Source organism: Stenotrophomonas sp., from assembly GCF_032066555.1.
Taxonomy (GTDB): domain Bacteria; phylum Pseudomonadota; class Gammaproteobacteria; order Xanthomonadales; family Xanthomonadaceae; genus Stenotrophomonas.
The window spans coordinates 1-19,361 of record NZ_DAMBKV010000018.1 but is presented as its reverse complement, the minus strand read 5'-3'; the positions used below and the strand labels follow the sequence as shown (position 1 = coordinate 19,361).

Sequence of the window (19,361 nt, the reverse complement as noted above, 5' to 3'; positions counted from 1 at the left end):
CCTTCGGGCACCTTCTCCCGTAAACGGGAGAAGGGATTGCAGAGCTGCAGTTCGAGCTGACTCCGCCAAATTTCACATGCCAGCCGTCCCTTCTCCCGCGAGCGGGAGAAGGTGCCCCGCAAGGGGCGGATGAGGGGAAGCTTTTCGCTGCAGAACCAAACCAGCAGCAACGCCCCTCAATCCAACTCAATCCTGCTCGTCGTCGCCATCCACATCATCAGCAGCATCGTCATCATCGCCAGCAACTTCCGCTGCCGCGCTCAACACCGGCACCAGCATCAGCTCGCGCAATACCTGGTAGATCTCGCGGTAGGCGCGCGGCGGCTTGTTCTTGGCCTTTTCGGCCAAGGCGTTGCGTACCAGGGTACGCAAGGCCTGACGGTCGGCCTCCGGATGCTCGTCCAGCAGCTCGCCCAGGGCGACATCACCCTCGGCCAGCAGCCGCTCACGCCAGCGCTCCATGCGGTGCATGATCGCCACTTCGCGGCGCGAGGTTTCGCTGTTGGCGTCCAGTGCGTTGCGGATCGCGTCCAGCGTCTCGTCTTCCTCGCGGCGCATCTGCTTGGCCAGGAAGGCCAGCTGGCGCTTGCGCGCGCCGTGCGAGGTAATGCGCTTGGAGTACTCGATGTGTTCCAGCAGGCCTTCCGGGATCGGCAGGCGCGCCAGCTGGGCCGGGGTCAGCGCCACCAGGGTTTCGCCCAGGGCCAGTACTTCCAGCGCTTCGCGCCGGTTCTGGCTACGGCTTTCGCCCAAATATTCACCGGTTTCTTGATCGCGTCCACGCATCGCACTGCTACCTACTAAACTTCATGACAGGAAAGCCAGGCGCTCGCCGGGCTTCACGAAGAATCCACGCCACGCCGCCGGTCCTGCAAAACCGGGCAGATGTGAAGGGATTCGGCCACCAAGGATAAAGCATTGAACGTCATTAGCACCGATAACCCTGCCGCCGACGACAGCCTGCAGCGCCTGGAGCGCCTGGCCGGCATCTCCCAGCAGCTGTTGGAGCGGGCCCGTGCCATGGGCGCCAGCCAGGCGGAAGTCAGCTGCAGCGAAGACCGTGGACTGGATGTGAACGTGCGCCTGGGTGAGGTGGAAACGGTGGAGGCGACGCACGACCGCGGCATCGCGGTGACCGTGTACTTCGGCCAGCGCAAGGGCAGTGCCAGCACCGCCGACCTGCAGGAAGCCAGCCTGGAGGCCACCGTGGCCCAGGCCTGTGCGATTGCTCGCCATACCGAGGACGACCCGGCCTCCGGGTTGGCGGATCCGGCGCTGATGGCCACCGAGTTCCCCGATCTGGACGGTTGGCATCCGTGGGCGCTCACCGCCGAGCAGGCAGTGGACCTGGCGCTGGCCTGTGAATCGGCTGGCCGTGACAGCGACAGCCGCATCAGCAATTCCGACGGCGCGTCGGCCTCCACGGCGCAGAGCGTGTCGGTATATGCCAACTCGCATGGCTTCATCGGCCGTGATCGCAGCAGCCACCATTCCATCGGTTGCGCGCTGATCGCCGGGCAAGGCGATGGCATGCAGCGTGATGGCTGGTACACCAGTGCCATCGCCCGCGAAGACCTGGACGACCCGGCAGCGGTGGGCCTGCGCGCGGCCGAGCGCACGGTCGCCCGCCTGCAACCGCGCTCGTTGCCGACCGGCGAGGTGCAGGTGCTGTTCGCCGCGGAAATGGCGCGCTCCTTGATCGGCCACCTGCTCAGCGCGGTGTCCGGTGGCGCCCTGTATCGCCGTGCCAGCTTCCTGCTCGACAGTGTGGACACCCAGCTGTTCCCGGACTGGTTTGCCATCGACGAGCTGCCGCTGCTGCGTCGCGGCCTGCGCTCCAGCTCCTACGACGGCGAAGGGGTTGCAACCCGCAACTCGGCTTTGATCACCGACGGCGTACTGCAGCGTTACATCCTGGGCAGTTACTCGGCGCGCAAGCTCGGTTTGCAGACCACGGCCAATGCCGGTGGCGTCCACAACCTGAAAGTGAAGGCCAATGCGGGTGATCGGGCCTCCATGCTGTCGGGTATGGGCACGGGTTTGCTGGTCACCGAACTGATGGGGCAGGGCGTGAACGGGATCACCGGAGATTACTCACGGGGTGCTGGCGGTTTCTGGGTGGAGAACGGGCAGATCGCCTACCCGGTAGACGGCATCACCATCGCTGGCAACCTCAAGCAGATGTTTGCCGGTATCGAAGCAGTAGGTAACGACGTGGACAAGCGTTCGCATGTCGCCACCGGTTCGATCCTTGTCGGGAAGATGACTGTGGCAGGTAATGATTGACGCAGTCTTACTAAACAGCGGACTATTCTTATGTGGAAGTTAATAGACTTCCTATAGCTGTCTACCTTTATGGATAAGCCCTTTACAAGGATCTTGGGGAAACAATGAGCGACTACCAGAACACTCCGCCGCCGGCGCCGACCAGCGCAGGCGCTTCCGATGACAACAGCATTGCAATGCTGGTGCACCTGTCGGGCATCTTTTTCAGCTTCATCGTGCCGTTGATCGTGTGGCTGGTGAACAAGGACAAGCCGGAAAAGGCCTTCTTGAACGCCAACTCCAAGGAGGCTCTGAACTTCCAGCTCACGCTGCTGGGTGCCTACTTCATCAGCGGCATCCTGATGGTCGTGGTGATCGGCTTCCTGACCTATCTGGCTGCATGGATCGGTGGTCTGGTGTTCGCGATCCTTGCTGGCCTGGCGGCCAACAAGGGCGAGACCTACCGCTATCCGATGACGATCCGCCTGATCAAGTAATCAGTGTGATGTTTGTCTGACAAAAAGCCCGGGAAATCCCGGGCTTTTTGTTTATGCCAAGCGCGACGGTTTTGTCGCCCCCTTTTGCCGAGGTCAAGGGAGCAAGGTCGGCTTGCGCACCTCTGGCGTGCGGTCTGGTGCACGGCAGAAGGCAGGCCGGACGGGGAAAGCCGGGATGTCAGCCCCGTGGCTTACAGCGCTCCCCGGGGCCTGTAGAAGCGCGGTCAGTGCGTGCGGCGCACCGTCAGTTCGGCCAATGCAGCCAATGCTGCCGCGCGCTGGCCGAATGGAACCAGTGCCGCCTGCATCGCGGCAGCCAGTTCCGACAACGTGGCCTTTGCGCCGTCCATGCCCAGCAAGGAGGGGAAGGTCGACTTGTCCTGCGCCTGGTCCTTGCCGGCAGTCTTGCCCAGTTGCTCCGAGCTGGCTTCGACATCGAGGATGTCGTCACGGACCTGGAAAGCCAGGCCCAGGGTGTCGGCGAAACTGTCCAGCTGCGCAAGCTGGGCGTCGCTGGCTTCACCACACAGCGCACCCATGCGTACCGCGGCGCGGATCAGGGCGCCGGTCTTCATGGCATGCATCTGCTTGAGGTCGGCCAGTGCCTGCTGCTGGCCGGTGGCATCGATGTCCAGTGCCTGGCCGCCGCACATGCCGGCGGCGCCGGAGGCGCTGGCCAGGGTCTGTATGCAGTTCAACGCCAATGCCGGCGGCATCCACGCACCTGCCAGGATCTCAAAGGCACGGGTCTGCAGGGCGTCACCAGCGAGAATCGCAGTGGCCTCGTCAAAGGCGATATGGGTGGTGGGTCGGCCGCGGCGCAGGTCGTCGTCATCCATCGCGGGCAGGTCGTCATGCACCAGCGAATACGCGTGGATGAACTCGACCGCTACGGCGGCTGCATCCAGACGTGCCTCATCGGCACCGAACAGATGGCCGGTGGCGTAGACCAGCATGGGGCGCATGCGCTTGCCGCCGCCCAGCGCGGCATAGCGCATGGCCTGATGCAGGCCCTGCGGGGCAAGTTCCGGGTCGGGAAGGGCGTCTTGCAGCTGTTCTTCGGTACGTTGCAGCCAGCGCGTGAGCAGGGCGTCAGTCTTCATTGCCGCTGCTTTCAAAGGGTTCGGATTTTTCCGGCTGGGCCGGATCGGAAACCAGGCGCACGCGCAGTTCCGCCTGTTCCAGCGCCTGCTGGCACTGGCGGTAGAGGCCTACGCCACGCTCGTATGCGGTCAGCGACTGTTCCAGACTCAGGTCGCCGGCTTCCATCTTCTCTACCAATTGCTCCAGCTCTTCGAGCGATTGCTCGAAGTGGGCCACCGGTGAGGCTTCATTGGGGGACTTCTTTGCCATGGTGCAAGTGTGAGCGGCCAGCGGGAAAGGGTCAATTCACCGGGCCTGGCGGCTGCCATTGCAGTGACGCGTCGTGAGCCTGCAGCCATGCCTGCAGGGGCGCCGAAATCACCCGGTCCGCAGCCGCCAGCACGCTGTCGCCAGCGCAGATCAGGGGAAGTTGCGCGCGTAACCATGGCGGCACGTCAGCCTGCTGCAGGCAATGCTTGAGTTGGTGGCTGTGGTCGCGCCCTGGCAGTTGGATGCGCTCGCCACCGCGACGCTGGCGCAGTTGCAGCGGTTCATCGAAGGCGCCCGCGCCGTGCAGCAGCAATTTGCCGCCGTCGGGTAGATCCACTGGTTCAGCGCCGTCCCATTCGCGCGTCCAGCCCTCGGGCCAGGGCTTGATCAAGGGCACTGCATGCAGCTGGTCCCGCCAGCGCACGATGCGGACCTGCTGCCAGCGGAACTCGGCCTGCTGGTCATGGCCAGCGGACAGCAGCTGTTGCTGGATTGCCTGCACGCCCTTGGCCGGAAGTGCTGGCAGCCCTTGTTGCTTCGCCCACAGGCGCAGTACGCGGGATTGTTGCGGCGCTGCGAGCTGCTTGAGCTCGCTCAGCAGCAGCGCGTTCTCAGCACCCAGGCAATGCAGTAGCAAGCTCGCATCGTCCTCATGCAACAGCGCCGCTGCCTGTGCCGCGAGTGCGGCGCTGCGTGCCATCGCTGCGTCTGCATGGGGCCAACGCTGGCGCAGCAATGGCAGCACCTGCAGGCGCAGGAAATTGCGGTCGAAATCCGCACTGCTGTTGCTGGGATCCTCGATCCACTGCAGCGCGTGCTGGCGGGCGTAGGCCTCCAGCGTGCTGCGCGCTACCTGCAGTAGTGGGCGCCACAAGGTGCTGGCCCCGAAGCTGCGTTGTGCCTGCATCGCGGCAAGACCGTCGACACCGGCGCCGCGCAGTGCGCGCAACAGGAAAGTTTCTGCCTGATCGTCCTGATGGTGGGCCAGGGCCAGCCATTCGTTTTCAAGCAGATGTGTCTTGAAGGCGGCATGGCGGGCATCACGGGCGGCCGCTTCCAGGCCTTGGCCAGCGTCGCGCGGAACCTCGACCTGCACCACCTGCAGCGGGATGTTCCACTGCGCGCAGAGCTTGCTGCAATGCTGTTGCCAGTCATCGGCAAGCGTCTGCAGGCCGTGGTGCACATGCAGTGCGCGCAGGCTGCCGGGCTGGCGTCCAGGGGCGTTGGCGAGCAGGTGCAGCAGCACGGTGGAATCCAGGCCGCCGCTGAAACCGACCATCACCGGGATGTTGGTTGCGGCCTGCAGCAGGGAAGGGGAAAGCGGGTTCATGGCCGCGCCGAGTATCGGCGGCGGCGGCGATGGCTGCAATTGTTGAAGCACCGGGGTTTTGCAGGAGTGGCGTCAGCCGCGAAGCAGACGCTCTGTCAGGTTGTGGAGTGGCTGGCAGTTTCAATGGTGCCGGCTTGGCGGCTGACGCCGCTCCCACAACGCCCACAAATCACACGAGCCCGAGCTGGGGCCGTGGTGTGTCAAGACGGGTGGTGGATGGTGCTGGCGGCCATGGTAGAGCGGAGCCATGCTTCGCTGCGGCGCTACCGGTGGAGCCCCTGCCGAGCATGGCTCGGCACTACGTTGCAGCGCCACCGGGTTTTGCAGGAGCGGCGTCAGCGGCGAAGCAGATGGTCTGTCAGTTTGCGGGGGGCTGGTAGTTCAATGGCGTTGGCTTCGCGGCTGACGCCGCTACCACAAGGTCCTGCAAACCCAGCTCAGGGCAGGATATTGCCCTGGCGGTCGATGCGGTAATGCTTGCCGCCTTCAATGGCGGTGTGGCCGCCTGGGTCGGGTTTGCCTGGCGCGCAGCCCTGGCAGACTTCGGCAATGCCGTCCTTGAATGGCCAGCCCCAATCGAAACGGGCGGCGAAAGCAGGCTGCAGTTGGCGGTCGTAGTAGCCGATCCGGCCATCGACCAAGGCCCGGGTCAGGCCTTCCTCGAAGTAATCCGGGCCGTTGTCGTAGGTGATCACCGGCAGATTGCGGCCGTCGCGACGCAGGTAGTAATGCTGCTTGCCGGCGATGATCGCGGTCAGCCCATCGGCATCGTATTCAAGCTGCGCCAGTGCCGTTTCGGCGACGATCAGCCTGCCATCGCCGGTCCGCTTGCAGCCTTCCAGGATCTTGAACGCATCGGTGTCCATCCGGTAGCAGGCCTCATCGGCCAACGCGATTGCTGGCGCCGTGGCCAGTGACAGCAATGCTGCCACTGGCCAGCCGGCAGCGTGCCGGGGACGGGTCACTGCGGCTTGCGCTCGAACTTGGCCGGCTGCGGCAGCTCGACCGGTACGCCATGCGCGTCGCAGGTACCCAGGGCACACAGGCGCTCACGCAGGCGCGGGGTGGACTGCACGATCAGGTGGTAGATGGTGTTCTGTTCCATCGTGCCGCGGACTGCCTTGCTGCCCGGGCCACGTGCCCAGATGCCGACGTCTTCGCCGCCGTGCGATTCGCTCTTGGACGGCACCAGCGCTTCCTGCATGTAGTCCGGGTGCTCGGTGTCGACATGGGTCAGGTCGGGACGGCCGTTGGCGGTCTCGAAGCTGCTCGGCGAATGCGGGAAGCGCTTGGGGCCGGCCGGCTGCTGGTTGCTGGCGCCGGTGTAGCCCGGGCCATTGGCGTAGCTCAGGGTGGTGTAGGGCATGCCCATGCCGTCGCGGGCCAGATCCAGTGCGCCCATGCCGTCTTCGCCGCCCTTGTCCTTGACCTTGCCGAGGATGGCGTTGCCGCGTGCCGGATAACCGACGAAGTTCAGCGTATGCGAGTGGTCGGCGGTGACGATGATCAAGGTGTCCTCGGCCGAAGTGGCATCAACCGCAGCCTTGACCGCATCCGACATGGCGATGGTGTCGCCCAGTGCTCGCGCTGCGTTGCCGCTGTGGTTGGCGTGGTCGATGCGGGCGCCTTCGACCATCAGCACGAAACCTTCCTGGTGCTTGGACAGGTTGGCGATGGCGGCGCGGGTCAGTTCGGCCAGCGAGGGTTCACCGGCGCGGTCCTTGGGGCGGTCCTGCTCGTACTGCATGTGGTCCGGCTCGAACAGGCCGAGCAGGGCCGGCGCGTTGGTGGCAGCCTTGAGCTGGTCGGCGTTCCACACATAGGCGCCCTGCGGATGCTTGGCCTGCCATTCGGCGACCAGGTTGCGGCCGTCCAGGCGCAGGCCAACCTTGTCGGCGTACTCGGGGTCCTGCTCGTTGATGGTGGTGAACTGGCCGCGGCCGCCGCCCAGTGCAACCAGCGGGCCCTGGCCGTAGCGCGCGGTGGAGATCAGCTGCTGGGCGATGTCCACGCAGCCAGCGGCCTTGGCGGCTTCCGGCAGGTCGGTGTCGTTCTCCCAGTTGCGCTCGGGCGAATGCGCATAGGTCGCCGCCGGGGTGGCGTGGGTCAGGCGCGCGGTGGAGACGATGCCGGTGGCCATGCCGGCGCTGTCGGCCAGCTGCAGCCAGGTCAGCAGGCCCTTGGGCAGGCTGTCGGCACAGTTGTTGCGGCTGCCGGCGCTGACGCCGATCGCGCCCATGTGGCTCTTCACGCCGGTGGTGATCGCAGTCATGGTGCCGGCCGAATCGGGGGTCTGCGAGTCGGTGTTGTAGGTCTTGCTGAATGCGGTGGCCGGGAAGCGCTCCCAGGACAGCAGGTTCTCTTCACCCGGCTGGCCCTTGCGCTGGCCTTCCAGGATGCGCGCGGCGGCCACCGTGGTCAGGCTCATGCCATCGCCCAGGAACAGGATGACGTTCTTGGCCTTGCCGGCCATGGCGCCATTGCCGGCGGCACGGGCGGCACCATCGCGGTACCACCACTGCGGGGTTTCACCGTCCGGACGGGTGATCTGGGGGACGTCAACGCTGACCGCGTTGGCCGGGCCGGACTGGGTGCCGGTGCTGGCACAGGCGCCCAGCAACAGGGTGGACAGGGCGGCGGACAGGAAACTGGCTTTGTGCATCGTGGTTGTTACCGCTGGATGAAGGCAGGCCGCCATTATGGTCAAGCGTGGAAGGCATGCATATGACACGCAGCTTTTCTGTGTGGGCATCGTGCTGGCTGGGGCCTTGCGCTATCGTGGGAACCTTCGATTTGTTCTCCGGATTGACGATATGAATGTGGTTTCTGCCTGGCTGCGGATCCCCTTCTGGCAGCGGGTGGTCGGCGGCTTCGTGCTCGGCGCGCTGGCCGGCTGGGCGCTGGGACCGGCGGCTGAGACCTTCTTTGGCCCGCTGGGCGAGCTCTACGTCACCCTGATCAAGATGATCGCGGTGCCGCTGGTGTTCTTCGCGGTGATCAACGCCATCGGCTCGCTGCATGGGCAGAAGTCGGTGGCTGCGCTCAGTGGCCGCACTTTCCTGTGGTTCGTCATCACCGCCGCGTTTGCGGTGGGTATCGGCCTGCTGGTGGGTACGGTGATGCAACCCGGTACCGGTGGCCTGAAGTTGGCGGTGGACTCGACCTACACGCCGCGTGATGTGCCGTCCGTCGCCAAGGTGCTGATGGATGTGGTGCCGTCCAATGTGTTCTATGCGCTGGCCGGTATCGGCACCAAGGCCAATGCGGCCGGTGAGCAGGTGCTGGCGGCCGGACGCGGCTCGATCCTGCCGGTGATCTTCTTTGCTGGCCTGCTCGGCTTTGCGATGGTCAAGCTGGGCGAGAAGGTCAACGAAGCGCGCAAGCTGGTTGGGCAGATGAGCGAGATCATGATCCAGGTGACCCGCTTCGTGCTGGAGATGACCCCGCTGGGTACCTTCGGCCTGATCGCCGGCCTGGTCGGCAGCTATGGCTTCGAGAAGCTGCTGCCGCTGGGCAACTTCGTGCTGGCGCTGTATGTGGCCTGTGCGCTGCACATCGTCATCGTCTACAGCGGCCTGTTGCTGGCCCATGGCCTGAACCCGTGGAAATTCTTCCGTGGTGCGGCGCCGGGCATGCAGGTGGCGTTCGTGGCCTCGTCGAGTTTTGCGGCGATGCCGGTGGCGATGCGTTCGATCAGTGACAACCTCGGCGTCAACAAGGATTACGCCTCCTTCGCGGTGCCGTTGGGCGCCAGCATCAAGATGGACGGCTGCGGCGCGATCTATCCGGCGCTGTGTGCGGTGTTCATCGCCCAATACACCGGCGTGCCATTGACGCCGGAACAGTACGTGATCGTGCTGATCGCCTCGGTGCTGGGCAGCTTCGGCACCGCCGGTGTGCCGGGCACGGCGGTGGTGATGGCCACGGTGGTGCTGAGCGCAGCCAACCTGCCGCTGGAGGCAATCGGTTACCTGTACGCCATTGACCGCATCCTCGACATGATGCGCACCATGACCAATGTCACCGGGCAGATGGTGGTGCCGGTGATCGTGGCCAAGGAGACCGGCCTGCTTGACCAGCAGGTCTACGATGCGGCTGGCACGCCGGCGATGGGAGCAGGTGCAGGCGGACGTCCCCCGGAATAGCGCGGCGATTGCCGCTTGTGATCATGCAGAAGGCCGGCATTGCCGGCCTTCTTGCTGTGCGCGTCGCGTGGCTTGTAGCAGGTGTAACAACTGTCTGTAACAGGGCTGATACAGGGGCGTGAAAGCCGCATCAGACGTGGCTTTTGCGGTTTTCCGCGGGGCACCATACGCCAGCCGGGATATCCGCAATGCTGTGACAGGGATACACCTGTAACGCCTCTTGCAGAATTCAACCTTCTGTTTTTAAAGGAAAATTAAGCTTGGCACGGTTGCTGCTTTCTCACTCGCGTTGGTACGAGTGGACGACGCAATGGACAGCTGGACCCTACATCGTTATGCCGCACTGGTTGGCCTGTTGCTGATCAGTACCGCCGCCAGCGAGGCGGCCTTGGCTTCGGGAGCGCGGCAGGGCGTGAAAGCCCAGCCGGGCGAGATCGTGCTGCTGCGTGACGTGTCGACACGACCGGCTTATCGCATGGCCCCCCCGGGGATGGCGTTGATAGCCGATCCCTCGCCGCGCAAGGAGTTGGGTTCAGCGCTGGGCGCCGGTGGCATGAGCGAACTCAGTGACGATGATTATGCGGCGATGGGCTCCGGCATGGCCGACAGCCAGATGGCCGGGCATGGCCAGACCACGGTCGAGCGGGTGACCACCGGCGTGGTGGGCGGCACCCTGGGACGGGTGGCGGGCGATGATGGAATGTTGTCCGGTGGCCAGCTGTCACGCGCGATTGGCGGTCCGATGGGGGCCGTGGGCGGTGCCACACGCGGTATAGGCGATCAGGTACGCGGGGCCCTGGCCCAATTTCCGTTGGGCCAGCCGTCCGGGCAGGGGGGCAAATGAACACCGCAATCCTTCGCCTGTCGGCCGTGGCAATGGCGCTGGCAGTGGCAGTCGTCGGCACCGCTACGGCGCAATCGCAGGGCGACAGCTATACCGGCATGTTGTCCTATCTGTCCGCCGATACCCGCATCGACGGCAATGCCTTGGCCGGGGCAGACGGTTCGATCAAGGTCAACCAGGCGGCGGGGGAGCTCAACCTGCAGGCCAACCTGCACAGCATGGCCAATGGCGCGCATGCATCGGCGACTGCGCGCAGCCTGCAACTGCGACAAGCCAACAGCTTCAATTCACCGATGCAGGCCTCGGCCACCATCGGCGGCAATGCGCTGGCAGGTGCCAGCGGCATTGCATCCATCAATCAGGCCAGTGGTGGTGGCAACGCGTCGTTGAACGCCGTCACCGCGACACTGGCCGCACAGGGCATACGCGAGGCAAGTGATGAGGCCATGACTTCATCCGAGGTACTCGCGTCGGCGGGGGGGCAGTCCATCGCCACCGACCCACGCGCTACCCGCAGGGTAGGTGTGGAGGCATCCGCATTGCGCGGATTTGACGGTGTGCTGCAACTCAATCAGATCGCGGGGTCCGGCAATGCAACGGAGAACAGATTCAGCATCTCCGTGCAGGGCACCCCGTGAACACAGCTCCATCCACCCGATGCATCAGAAAACCTGAAGAGGGCACCATGAAAGCGAATAAATGGACCGTACTCGCCATGGCGGTAACCGCATTCACCATGAGTGCGGCTGCCAATGCGGCGGACAACCAGAACGCGAGCGCCAACATCGATCACCAGCACAACGTGAACGAGACGCGTACGCACACCAATACCAACACCAACACCAACGTCAATACCAACGTCGATACCGACATCGACCTGAAGTTGGATGCCGCAGCCCGCCTGCGCTACAGCGACACGCGTTCCAACTACGAGTCCAACAAGACCGTAACCGAGAACGTGCAGAAGACGTCCAACATCTCTGCCGACGAGCGCAAGGAAAAGAACAACCACGGCGTGGACGTGAACCTTGAGAAGGACATGCGTCTGAGCTCGGACGTGAACTTCTCCGGCGACCCGACCATCACCGGCAACATCGACCTGGATTCGGCCGCGATTGCCATCATCGACAACCGCCAGTCGATCTCCAACAACCACGCCGAAAACGGCCTGTTGAGCAACGATGCGTCGATTGCCGATGACGTCGGTTCCGATGCCTCGGGCAACCTGGGCTTCAACGTCGCCGCCGGTGACAACAACGCCCAGGACAATGCAGCCGCGCTGTCGGCAGCCGATGCCTCCTTCAGCTTCGGCATGGCGGACGCGGAAGTGTTCGTCAACCAGAGTGGCATGAACAACACCACCATGAACTACGGCGTGACCAACGCTGCAGGCGTGGGCGGCAATGCCTTCTCCGGGGCCAGTGGCAACATCGGTGTGAACGTCACCTCGGGCAACAACAACGAGCAGAAGAACGCTCTGGCTGCCTCGGTCGCCACCAGCGCCTATGCCACCTCGAGCATCAGCTCCAACCAGGTGTCTTCGGGTAACCAGGTCGACAACGATGGCTACTACGACTACCTGGTGAACAGCTACTCGATCAGCATGAGTGGCAAGGTTACCGGCACCACCAAGGGCACCGGCACGGGTACCTATACCGGCACCGGCAACTCCTACCAGAAGACCAACTTCTACCCGGATAACTGGTCCGGTGATTCGCATCCGGCCGGTGACCAGACCGGTCACTCGGATTGGGACAACCAGACCCAGGGTGCTGTCGCCAACCCGAACCGTCCGGGCGTGGGTGGCATGGCATGGGACACCGACGAGAAGGGCACCACGAGCTTCTCCGAGATGGGCACCGCCGACCTGACCGCGAGCTTGAGCGGCAAGGTGATCGACATCGATTGGATCGCGGTTGATGCGACCAATACCGCCAGCCTGTCGGGCAGTGCGTTCTCCGGCGCGTCGGGCAACATCGGCGTGAACGTGTCCTCCGGCACCGGCAACCTGCAGGCCAACAGCCTCGCGCTGGCGGTGGCTCAGCCGTCTACCGGTACCCCGGGTGGTGGCGGTGGCAACGAGCCGTAACCGGAGGCGTCATCCCAGTGGGTGACGCACCTGCTCCGCGCAACAAGCCCGGCCATCCGCCAATGACCGGGTTCCGGGAGCCCCCATTCCTCTCCCCCAGGAGGGGGGCTCCCACCTTCTGGCGCTCTGGAGGCATGACGCTCATGTTCTGTCGCTCGTTGCTGTTGGCTTGTGCGTTGAGCTTGGCCCCGGGCCTGGTGCATGCGGGCGAGGTGGCGTTCAGCAGTGTGCTGCCCAACGGGGCGTTGTACAGCGGCAAGATCGAGAGTATGAAGGAGCGGCGGTTCCGCCACCTGGTGCGGCAGCAGACCGATTACAGCTGTGGGGCGGCGGCATTGGCGACGATTCTCAAGCATGCCTATCACCTCAATACCGACGAGGCGACGGTGATCGAGGGCATGATGGGGGTCGCTGATCCGGAATTGGTTCGGCAACGCGGTTTTTCGTTGCTGGATATCAAGCGTTACGTGGAATCGTTGGGCATGCGCGGTCGCGGTTACCGGATCGATGAAGACCGGCTGATGACCCTGCGTGTTCCCAGCCTGGTGTTGATGGATGTACGCGGCTTCCGCCACTTCGTCGTACTCAAGCAGATACGCGATGGCATGGCCGAGGTGGCTGATCCGATTCTGGGCAATCGCGTGGTGCCCATGGCCGAGTTCCTCCAGTCCTGGCCCTCGCGCGCGGTGTTCGTGGTGATTGGCAGTGACTTCGACCGCAATACGGTGCTGTTGCAACCCAGTGAGAGGCCCAGTGCACGCGCGCTGTATGCACGCCAAGGGGCCAACCCCATTACTGATGCAGAACTGGTCGATTTCGGTTTCAGCCATGCTGACCTGTTCTGAAGGAGTGCTGTGATGAACGTAACCAGGTTCGCCCTGCTGGCCTTGGCGCTGGGTATCGCGCTGCCGGCAATGGGTGCGGAAAATCAACAGAAGCCGGGAAAAGGCCTGCACGAGATACCGGACCCGGAACTCAACCTGATGCGCGGCCGCTACACCGTCGGTGGCAATGCGGTGGCCTGGTTCGGAGTAACCATGATTTCGACATGGCAGACCGCGACTGGCCAGAACCTGCAGGGCACCATGAAGCTTGGCATGGACTTCAGCAAAGGTGGCAATGTGCCGAAGGTGAGCTTCACGCCCAGCGTCAGCATCACCGATGCCAATGCGCCATTGCCCGATGCAAGCGGGCGCAGCATTGATGGCAGTGGTTTGAACAATGTGGCCGGTGTCAGCCAGAGCGTGCAGATAGCAGGCGACGGCAACCGCGCCAGCAATGTCATGCACCTGAACGTTCGCAATGACGGCATCGTGCCAGCCAACACCGGGTCGGTGGCTGGCAATGCCACGGCGCAGTCGGGCGATGCCAGCGCGGTTGCCAGCTTCGACGGCAATGCGGCGCGCCTGCAATTGACGATCCAGGGCCAGGGTGCCGTGCAGCAATGGTTGCGCAGCGGCAGCGTCGGTCAAGGCATCCAGCTGACAAGTGACGGGCAGTTGGTCAGCAACCGGCTGCAGATTGATCTGGTGAGGGAGTCGATGGCAGGGAACCTGCCGTTGGCCCAGAACGTGGCACAGGCCATCACGCTCAATCGGGGGATTGGCGGGATAGGCGGGCAGTGAGCACGTGCCTGGCACGTGCTTTGGCGAGTCCAACGTAGAGGAACGACCAATGAAACGACTGGCGATGGCGGCGCTGGTGAGTCTGACTGTTGCTTCACCACGGGTGATGGCGCAGGAGGCGGAAACCGGCAATAACGATGCGGAAGATGTCAGGGCCCTGGTGGCACAGCTGGAGGCATTGAAGGCCAGTTATGCGCAGGAAGTGCGGCGCCTGCGCGAGCTGGACATGCAGGTACAGGCAATCCAGGCACGGGTCAGCGGCAAGACGGCACAGGCCTTGCCCACCCCGCAGGTAGCGGCGGGTACAACGCCTGCAGTGCCTGCGCCGCCGCAAGCGGCTACGGCAGCGGCACCGCCAGCGGGCGCTGAAGGTTATGCCAGCAGTGCAGCGGAAGCGCAGGAAGCCAAGGAAGCGGCGCGGCGCAGCGTCGATGACGTCAAACAGCAGCAGTCGGCGCTGTTCAACCAGAAGCTCACCCTGGAAAACAGCCTCACTTACGCCCGCTATGATCGCAAGCAACTCACCCTCAACGGCTTCCTGGCACTGGATGCGATCTTCCTGGGCAACATCGCCATCGAAAACGTCGAATCCGATTCGCTGACCTACAATTTCGCCGCGCGCTGGGGCGTCAACCCGCGTCTTACCCTGAATCTGGACGTGCCGTACATCGCCCGCAAGACCATCTACCAGAAGGGCGGGGCGGGCGGTTCGGCGGCGGCCATCGCGCAGGAGGAAACCCATGGCACGGGTATTGGTGATGTCACCGTCAGTGCCAATTACAAGCTGTTTGGTGAACGCGGCTGGCGTCCCGAGACGGTGCTCACCGGCGGTGTCACCGCGCCGACCGGGCGCGAACCCTATGGGCTGGACTGGAAGGTGATCGAACGCGACGACGACGACTTCATCCGTTTCGCGGTGCCGTCCAAGCAGCCGACGGGCAACGGCCTGTGGCAGGCGAACATCGGCTTGTCGGCGGTGAAGAGTGCCGATCCCGCGATCCTGTTCGGCAATATCGGTTATGTGCGCTCGTTCAAGCGCAGCTTCGACGATATCGATGCCAATCCGGACACGATCAATCCGGGTGAGGTGAACCTGGGGGATTCGTATTATTTCGGTGCCGGTGTGGCGTTTGCTTTCAACGAGCGCACCAGCCTGAGCATTTCCTTCAGTGATCGCATGAGTGCGCGTGCCAGCACACGCTACAAGAACGGCAAGTGGATGAAGGTGATCGGCAGCGATGGTAACGCGGGCACACTCAATCTCGGGGTGACCTATGCGCTGACATCCAAGGCCACCTTCGTCAGCATGTTGGGCATTGGCCTGACCCCTGACGCCCCTGACTTCACCTTGGCCTTCAAGTTGCCTTACATGTTGTGAGAGCGCAGGGTTGAAGATTCACCGATCAGGGGAGGCGGCGCTGCGTGCGGAAGGTCAACGCAGCGCCTCCAGTTCCAGCTGGTGCTTGCGACACATGCGGTAGATGGTGACCCGCGACACCTTCATCAGGCGCGCGCAGGCACTGATGTTGTATTGGCTTTGCTGCAGGCAGGAGAGCAGGGTTTCACGTTCGGCGTGATTGCGCGCCTTGTTGAGCTGGGCGCCGTCCGTGGACAGATTGAGTTCCAGGTCCGCGCTGCTGATCAATTCGCCTTCGGCAGTGATGGCCGCACGTTGTACCCGGTTGAGCAGTTCACGCACGTTCCCCGGCCAGGGAAAGCGATCCATGGCCTGGCGTGCCTCGGTGGTGTAGCCGCGTGCGCGGGTGGGGTGGCGCATGCGGAAGTTGCGCAGGAACTGGCGGGACAATAGTTCGATATCGCCATCGCGTTTGCGCAGCGGTGGCATGGCCAGGCGCAATACGTTCAGGCGGTAATAAAGATCGCGGCGGAAGCGGCCTTCTTCCACCGCGCGCTCCAGGTCAACGTGGGTGGCAGCGAGGATGCGCACATCCACTGGAATGGGCTGGTTGCTGCCGACCCGCTCGATGGTGCCTTCCTGCAGTACCCGCAACAGGCTGGTCTGTGCATCCAGCGGCAGGTCACCGATTTCGTCGAGGAAGACGCTGCCGTTGTGGGCGGTTTCAAACAGGCCCTGGCGACGACTGGTGGCGCCGGTGAAGGCGCCGCGCTCATGGCCAAACAGCTCTGACTGGATCAGTGTGGAGGGAATGGCGCCGCAGTTGATGGCCTGGAAGGGCTTGCCATTGCGTGCGGAGAGGCGGTGCAGCGCATGTGCTGCGACCTCCTTGCCGGTGCCGGTTTCGCCGGTGATCAGGACGGGCAGATCCACCGGAGCGTACTTGCGCAGGGTGGCACGCATGACCAGCATTACCTCGCTCTCGCCAAGCAAGGTGTCCAGCGCGTCTTCGCTGGCGGCCCGCGGCACGTCGTTGCTCAGGTCGTGCAGGCCGCGCAGCAGTTCCTTGAAGTCGGGCGGATGCGGGAACTGCTGCTGGCACGCCGCCAGCAAGGGATGGTGAGAGGTGTGCCCGTTCCCATCGGTGGCGGGGGTGATGGCGAACAATGGCATGTGCTGATGAGCGGCGGTCAGCTTGCCGATGCGTTCCAGTTCGCTGTCCGAACTGGTACGGAAATCGATCAGGCCAACCACCGTGTCACCGCCGCGCATGCCGATGTCGGCGGGCTGTTGGGGAAGTACCGTTCGCACTTGCCAGCCATCCGCAGCCAGCATCACTTTCTCTCTTGCCCCCGGATTTCCAAACCAGATCACACAACGTGTACTTGACATTTGTGCTGCCGCCATGTCTGGTCACCTCTCCATTCGCGGCAACGATATACCCCTGATTCGCGCATGCGCAATCGTATTCGCGCACTTTCTTGAGGGCCGCGTTGGATACCTGCGCATTAACTTTTGTGCACTGTGGGTGACGGTTCTAGCGCGCCCACGCGGCAATAAAAAAGCCGCAACCCGAAGGTTGCGGCTTGGCAGGTAGGTGCCGGCAGGGCGCTTATAGCGCCATGCGACGTGCCTGCATGAACTTGTCACCCCAGTAGCCGCTGAGCAGGGTATCGGTGCGGACATCCTTGCCGGTGCTCGGGGCATGCAGGAAGCGGCCTTCGCCGACATAGATGCCGACATGGTCGACGCGGCCCTTGCGGCCGAAGAACACCAGGTCGCCGGCGGCCAGCGCCGAACGGTCGTTGATCAGTTCGGCATTGGCCTGGCTGGCCATCTCGCGCGATACGCGCGGCAGCTCGACGCCCAGCGCGGTGCGGAATACGTAGCCGACCAATCCGCTGCAATCAAAACCGGCGTCCGGCGACGTGCCGCCCCAGCGATACGGGGTGCCCAGCAGGGTCATGGCGCGGCGCAGGATCGATTGCACCTTGCCGTCGGAGTCATTGGCCAGCGCGGCCTCGGTGGCGGCGGAAACGCCCTTGGAGGCGTCGTAGGCGGAAATCAGGCGGCTGAGATCGCCGGCGAACATCGCCGAGCGGTCCATCAACGGAATGGTGTCGCTGGCTGCCAGATGCGGCAGGAGGGCGGCGAGGGTTGCGGTAGCAGCGCTGTCGGCCTTGCTGCGTGGCGCCTCGGTCTTGGCTGCAGCCGGCTTGGCGGCTGCGGCGGTATCGGCGCTCTGGGCGAGGGCCGGCAGGCTGACCAGGGCCAGGGCTGCGGCGCACATCAGGCGACGGAGGGTGAGCGTAACAATTGTTGGCTGGCTCGGATGGGACGTGTTGTCAGTCGTCACGCGGCAGTCACTGAAAAAATTCGATGGGCGATCATGCCCTGTGAAACGTGTGGATAGGTACAAATTTCGTTAAATAATCGTTATTTTTCGCGCGGAATGTCTCGTTTTACCGTAATACCCGCTTCGCACCGGTGTAATGATCGCGCCAATAGGCCCCATCCAAATGATCCAGCCGCACGGTTCCGCCGGTGCTGGGGGCGTGGACGAAGCGACCTTCACCTACATAAATACCTACGTGCCAGACATTGCCCTTGTTGCCGAAAAAGACCAGATCACCGGCGGTGAGGCGATCAGTGGGGATCTTCGGGCCCTGGATGGCGGCCAGTTCGCGCGAGGTGCGCGGCAGGTTCAGTGCCAGCATGTCCCGATAGACATAGGTCACCAAGCCGCTGCAGTCGAAGCCGGACTCCGGGGTGTTACCGCCGTAGCGGTAAGGGGTGCCGACCAACCCCAAGGCACGCATCAGTATCGAGGCGGCTGCGGCGGGGTCCGCAGGGGCAATCGGCGAGTAATTTCGGGCCGGATCGGGTACGGCGGCCCGTTTGGGCGGGTTATGCCCGCAGGCGGTCAGCAGTACGGCGGTCAGGAGCGTGACTGGCAGCGGCCACGTGCGGATGCGGAGAACTGGCGTGATGTGCATGGAGCCCGGATAATGCGCCACCTTAGAAGGCCGTCATCATGGCGGCGTCCCCGGCGGCCGACAAGCCGTCCCAACGTCTGCCAGCGGGCAGCCATTTATCAGAGTTGCGCATGAAGATCGAAAAAGACCGCGTCGTCCGTTTCCACTACACCGTCTCCGAAGTCGGCCAGGAGCCGATCGAAAGCTCCAAGGACCGTGATCCGTTGGCCATCCTGATCGGCCACGGCAACATCATCCCGGGCCTTGAAACGGCGATGATGGACAAGGAAGCCGGCGAGAGCTTCGGCGTTGACGTGAAGTCGGCCGATGCCTATGGCGAGCGCCGCGAGGGTATGACCCAGCGCGTGCCGAAGAAGCACTTCGGCAAGACCCCGCTGGTCCCGGGCACCCAGGTGATTCTGCAGACCAACTTCGGCCCGCGTGCGGTCACCGTCGAGAAGGTCGGCATGACCGTGGTCGACGTCGACCTGAACCACCCGATGGCTGGCAAGGACCTGCATTTCGACGTGGAAATCGTCGAAGTGCGCGAAGCCAGCGAGGAAGAAGTGCAGCACGGCCACGTGCATGGCGACGGTGGTCACCAGCACTAAGCGATTGCCGCAAGGCAATGCAGCATCAGAACGGCCCGCTGACGCGGGCCGTTCTGCGTTGTGGGGCTGGTCCAATGTGGTGCCGAGCCATGCTCGGCAGAAGCTTTACCGGTAGAGCCCAGCCGAGCATGGCTCGGCACTACAGATCCCGCTTCTGCTCAAAGCCCCTCTCCCGTTTGCGGGAGAGGGGTTGGGGTGAGGGCGGCTGTTGCGGCGTTATCGGTAAAGCCGCTGCCGAGCATGGCTCGGCACTACAGATCCCGCTTTTGC

General features: G+C 63.8%; 18 protein-coding genes and 1 pseudogene. 10 read left to right on the top strand and 9 right to left on the bottom strand.

The window, feature by feature from the left end; all coding sequences use genetic code 11:
* Positions 1–186 precede the first annotated feature (186 nt).
* Positions 187–786, bottom strand: coding sequence for a ribosome biogenesis factor YjgA (gene yjgA / locus RT131_RS16345; protein ID WP_313173828.1), 600 nt, complete (start codon positions 784–786; stop codon positions 187–189).
* 132 nt (positions 787–918) lie between these two features.
* Between yjgA and pmbA the strand changes: the two genes are divergently transcribed.
* Both pmbA and RT131_RS16335 read left to right on the top strand, forming a co-directional pair.
* The gene (gene pmbA, locus RT131_RS16340; protein ID WP_313173827.1) at positions 919–2,286 is read left to right on the top strand and encodes a metalloprotease PmbA; all 1,368 of its coding nucleotides are present in this window, start codon (positions 919–921) and stop codon (positions 2,284–2,286) included.
* Positions 2,287–2,390: 104 nt separating this feature from the next.
* Complete coding sequence (locus RT131_RS16335; protein WP_313173826.1) at positions 2,391–2,762, top strand: DUF4870 domain-containing protein; 372 nt, start codon at positions 2,391–2,393, stop codon at positions 2,760–2,762.
* Positions 2,763–2,986: 224 nt separating this feature from the next.
* On the opposite strand, the gene RT131_RS16330 is transcribed toward RT131_RS16335, so the two are convergent.
* From RT131_RS16330 to RT131_RS16310, 5 genes are all read right to left on the bottom strand, one after another.
* Positions 2,987–3,865 carry a farnesyl diphosphate synthase gene (locus RT131_RS16330; RefSeq protein ID WP_313173825.1) on the bottom strand — a complete coding sequence of 293 codons (879 nt, stop codon included), beginning with the start codon at positions 3,863–3,865 and terminating at the stop codon, positions 2,987–2,989.
* Entirely contained in the window at positions 3,855–4,115 is a 261-nt protein-coding gene (locus tag RT131_RS16325) for an exodeoxyribonuclease VII small subunit (RefSeq protein ID WP_313173824.1), read from the bottom strand. Before RT131_RS16325 ends, RT131_RS16330 begins: the two co-directional genes overlap by 11 nt.
* 31 nt (positions 4,116–4,146) lie before the next feature.
* Positions 4,147–5,445, bottom strand: a complete 1,299-nt coding sequence (gene tilS / locus RT131_RS16320) for a tRNA lysidine(34) synthetase TilS (protein WP_313173823.1) — start codon at positions 5,443–5,445, stop codon at positions 4,147–4,149.
* Positions 5,446–5,882: 437 nt separating this feature from the next.
* Positions 5,883–6,410: a WG repeat-containing protein gene (locus RT131_RS16315; protein ID WP_313173822.1), complete on the bottom strand. Its 528-nt coding sequence runs from the start codon at positions 6,408–6,410 to the stop codon at positions 5,883–5,885.
* Positions 6,407–8,107, bottom strand: coding sequence for an alkaline phosphatase (locus RT131_RS16310; protein WP_313173821.1), 1,701 nt, complete (start codon positions 8,105–8,107; stop codon positions 6,407–6,409). Before RT131_RS16310 ends, RT131_RS16315 begins: the two co-directional genes overlap by 4 nt.
* 151 nt (positions 8,108–8,258) lie before the next feature.
* On the opposite strand from RT131_RS16310, the gene RT131_RS16305 reads away from it, so the two are divergent.
* From RT131_RS16305 to RT131_RS16275, 7 genes are all read left to right on the top strand, one after another.
* Complete coding sequence (locus RT131_RS16305; RefSeq protein ID WP_313173820.1) at positions 8,259–9,590, top strand: dicarboxylate/amino acid:cation symporter; 1,332 nt, start codon at positions 8,259–8,261, stop codon at positions 9,588–9,590.
* 310 nt (positions 9,591–9,900) lie between these two features.
* Positions 9,901–10,434 carry a hypothetical protein gene (locus tag RT131_RS16300; RefSeq protein WP_313173819.1) on the top strand — a complete coding sequence of 178 codons (534 nt, stop codon included), beginning with the start codon at positions 9,901–9,903 and terminating at the stop codon, positions 10,432–10,434.
* A 32-nt stretch (positions 10,435–10,466) separates the two neighbouring features.
* Positions 10,467–11,072 carry a hypothetical protein gene (locus tag RT131_RS16295; RefSeq protein WP_313173870.1) on the top strand — a complete coding sequence of 202 codons (606 nt, stop codon included), beginning with the start codon at positions 10,467–10,469 and terminating at the stop codon, positions 11,070–11,072.
* Positions 11,073–11,119: 47 nt separating this feature from the next.
* A complete protein-coding gene (locus RT131_RS16290) occupies positions 11,120–12,523 on the top strand; it encodes an adhesin (RefSeq protein WP_313173818.1) in 1,404 nt (467 codons plus the stop codon).
* A 143-nt stretch (positions 12,524–12,666) separates the two neighbouring features.
* Entirely contained in the window at positions 12,667–13,368 is a 702-nt protein-coding gene (locus RT131_RS16285) for a C39 family peptidase (protein WP_313173869.1), read from the top strand.
* 69 nt (positions 13,369–13,437) lie between these two features.
* Complete coding sequence (locus RT131_RS16280; protein WP_313173868.1) at positions 13,438–14,148, top strand: hypothetical protein; 711 nt, start codon at positions 13,438–13,440, stop codon at positions 14,146–14,148.
* 49 nt (positions 14,149–14,197) lie between these two features.
* Complete coding sequence (locus RT131_RS16275; protein WP_313173817.1) at positions 14,198–15,526, top strand: transporter; 1,329 nt, start codon at positions 14,198–14,200, stop codon at positions 15,524–15,526.
* A gap of 54 nt (positions 15,527–15,580) precedes the next feature.
* On the opposite strand, the gene RT131_RS16270 is transcribed toward RT131_RS16275, so the two are convergent.
* From RT131_RS16270 to RT131_RS16260, 3 genes and pseudogenes are all read right to left on the bottom strand, one after another.
* Positions 15,581–16,912, bottom strand: coding sequence for a sigma-54 dependent transcriptional regulator (locus RT131_RS16270; RefSeq protein ID WP_313173816.1), 1,332 nt, complete (start codon positions 16,910–16,912; stop codon positions 15,581–15,583).
* Positions 16,913–17,117: 205 nt separating this feature from the next.
* On the bottom strand, positions 17,118–17,795 hold the full coding sequence (locus RT131_RS16265; RefSeq protein WP_313173867.1) for a C40 family peptidase: 678 nt from the start codon (positions 17,793–17,795) through the stop codon (positions 17,118–17,120).
* A 172-nt stretch (positions 17,796–17,967) separates the two neighbouring features.
* Positions 17,968–18,538, bottom strand: a pseudogene (locus RT131_RS16260) (C40 family peptidase).
* A gap of 73 nt (positions 18,539–18,611) precedes the next feature.
* Here RT131_RS16260 and RT131_RS16255 point away from each other — a divergent pair.
* The gene (locus RT131_RS16255) at positions 18,612–19,091 is read left to right on the top strand and encodes a peptidylprolyl isomerase (RefSeq protein WP_313173815.1); all 480 of its coding nucleotides are present in this window, start codon (positions 18,612–18,614) and stop codon (positions 19,089–19,091) included.
* Positions 19,092–19,361 lie beyond the last annotated feature (270 nt).

Coding starts and splice junctions, on each gene's coding strand:
- yjgA (WP_313173828.1), bottom strand. CDS start 786: ATGCGTGGACGCGATCAAGAAACCGGTGAATATTTGGGCGAAAGCCGT.
- RT131_RS16335 (WP_313173826.1), top strand. CDS start 2,391: ATGAGCGACTACCAGAACACTCCGCCGCCGGCGCCGACCAGCGCAGGC.
- RT131_RS16330 (WP_313173825.1), bottom strand. CDS start 3,865: ATGAAGACTGACGCCCTGCTCACGCGCTGGCTGCAACGTACCGAAGAA.
- RT131_RS16325 (WP_313173824.1), bottom strand. CDS start 4,115: ATGGCAAAGAAGTCCCCCAATGAAGCCTCACCGGTGGCCCACTTCGAG.
- tilS (WP_313173823.1), bottom strand. CDS start 5,445: ATGAACCCGCTTTCCCCTTCCCTGCTGCAGGCCGCAACCAACATCCCG.
- RT131_RS16310 (WP_313173821.1), bottom strand. CDS start 8,107: ATGCACAAAGCCAGTTTCCTGTCCGCCGCCCTGTCCACCCTGTTGCTG.
- RT131_RS16305 (WP_313173820.1), top strand. CDS start 8,259: ATGAATGTGGTTTCTGCCTGGCTGCGGATCCCCTTCTGGCAGCGGGTG.
- RT131_RS16300 (WP_313173819.1), top strand. CDS start 9,901: ATGGACAGCTGGACCCTACATCGTTATGCCGCACTGGTTGGCCTGTTG.
- RT131_RS16295 (WP_313173870.1), top strand. CDS start 10,467: ATGGCGCTGGCAGTGGCAGTCGTCGGCACCGCTACGGCGCAATCGCAG.
- RT131_RS16290 (WP_313173818.1), top strand. CDS start 11,120: ATGAAAGCGAATAAATGGACCGTACTCGCCATGGCGGTAACCGCATTC.
- RT131_RS16285 (WP_313173869.1), top strand. CDS start 12,667: ATGTTCTGTCGCTCGTTGCTGTTGGCTTGTGCGTTGAGCTTGGCCCCG.
- RT131_RS16280 (WP_313173868.1), top strand. CDS start 13,438: ATGGGTGCGGAAAATCAACAGAAGCCGGGAAAAGGCCTGCACGAGATA.
- RT131_RS16275 (WP_313173817.1), top strand. CDS start 14,198: ATGAAACGACTGGCGATGGCGGCGCTGGTGAGTCTGACTGTTGCTTCA.
- RT131_RS16270 (WP_313173816.1), bottom strand. CDS start 16,912: ATGGCGGCAGCACAAATGTCAAGTACACGTTGTGTGATCTGGTTTGGA.
- RT131_RS16265 (WP_313173867.1), bottom strand. CDS start 17,795: ATGTGCGCCGCAGCCCTGGCCCTGGTCAGCCTGCCGGCCCTCGCCCAG.
- RT131_RS16255 (WP_313173815.1), top strand. CDS start 18,612: ATGAAGATCGAAAAAGACCGCGTCGTCCGTTTCCACTACACCGTCTCC.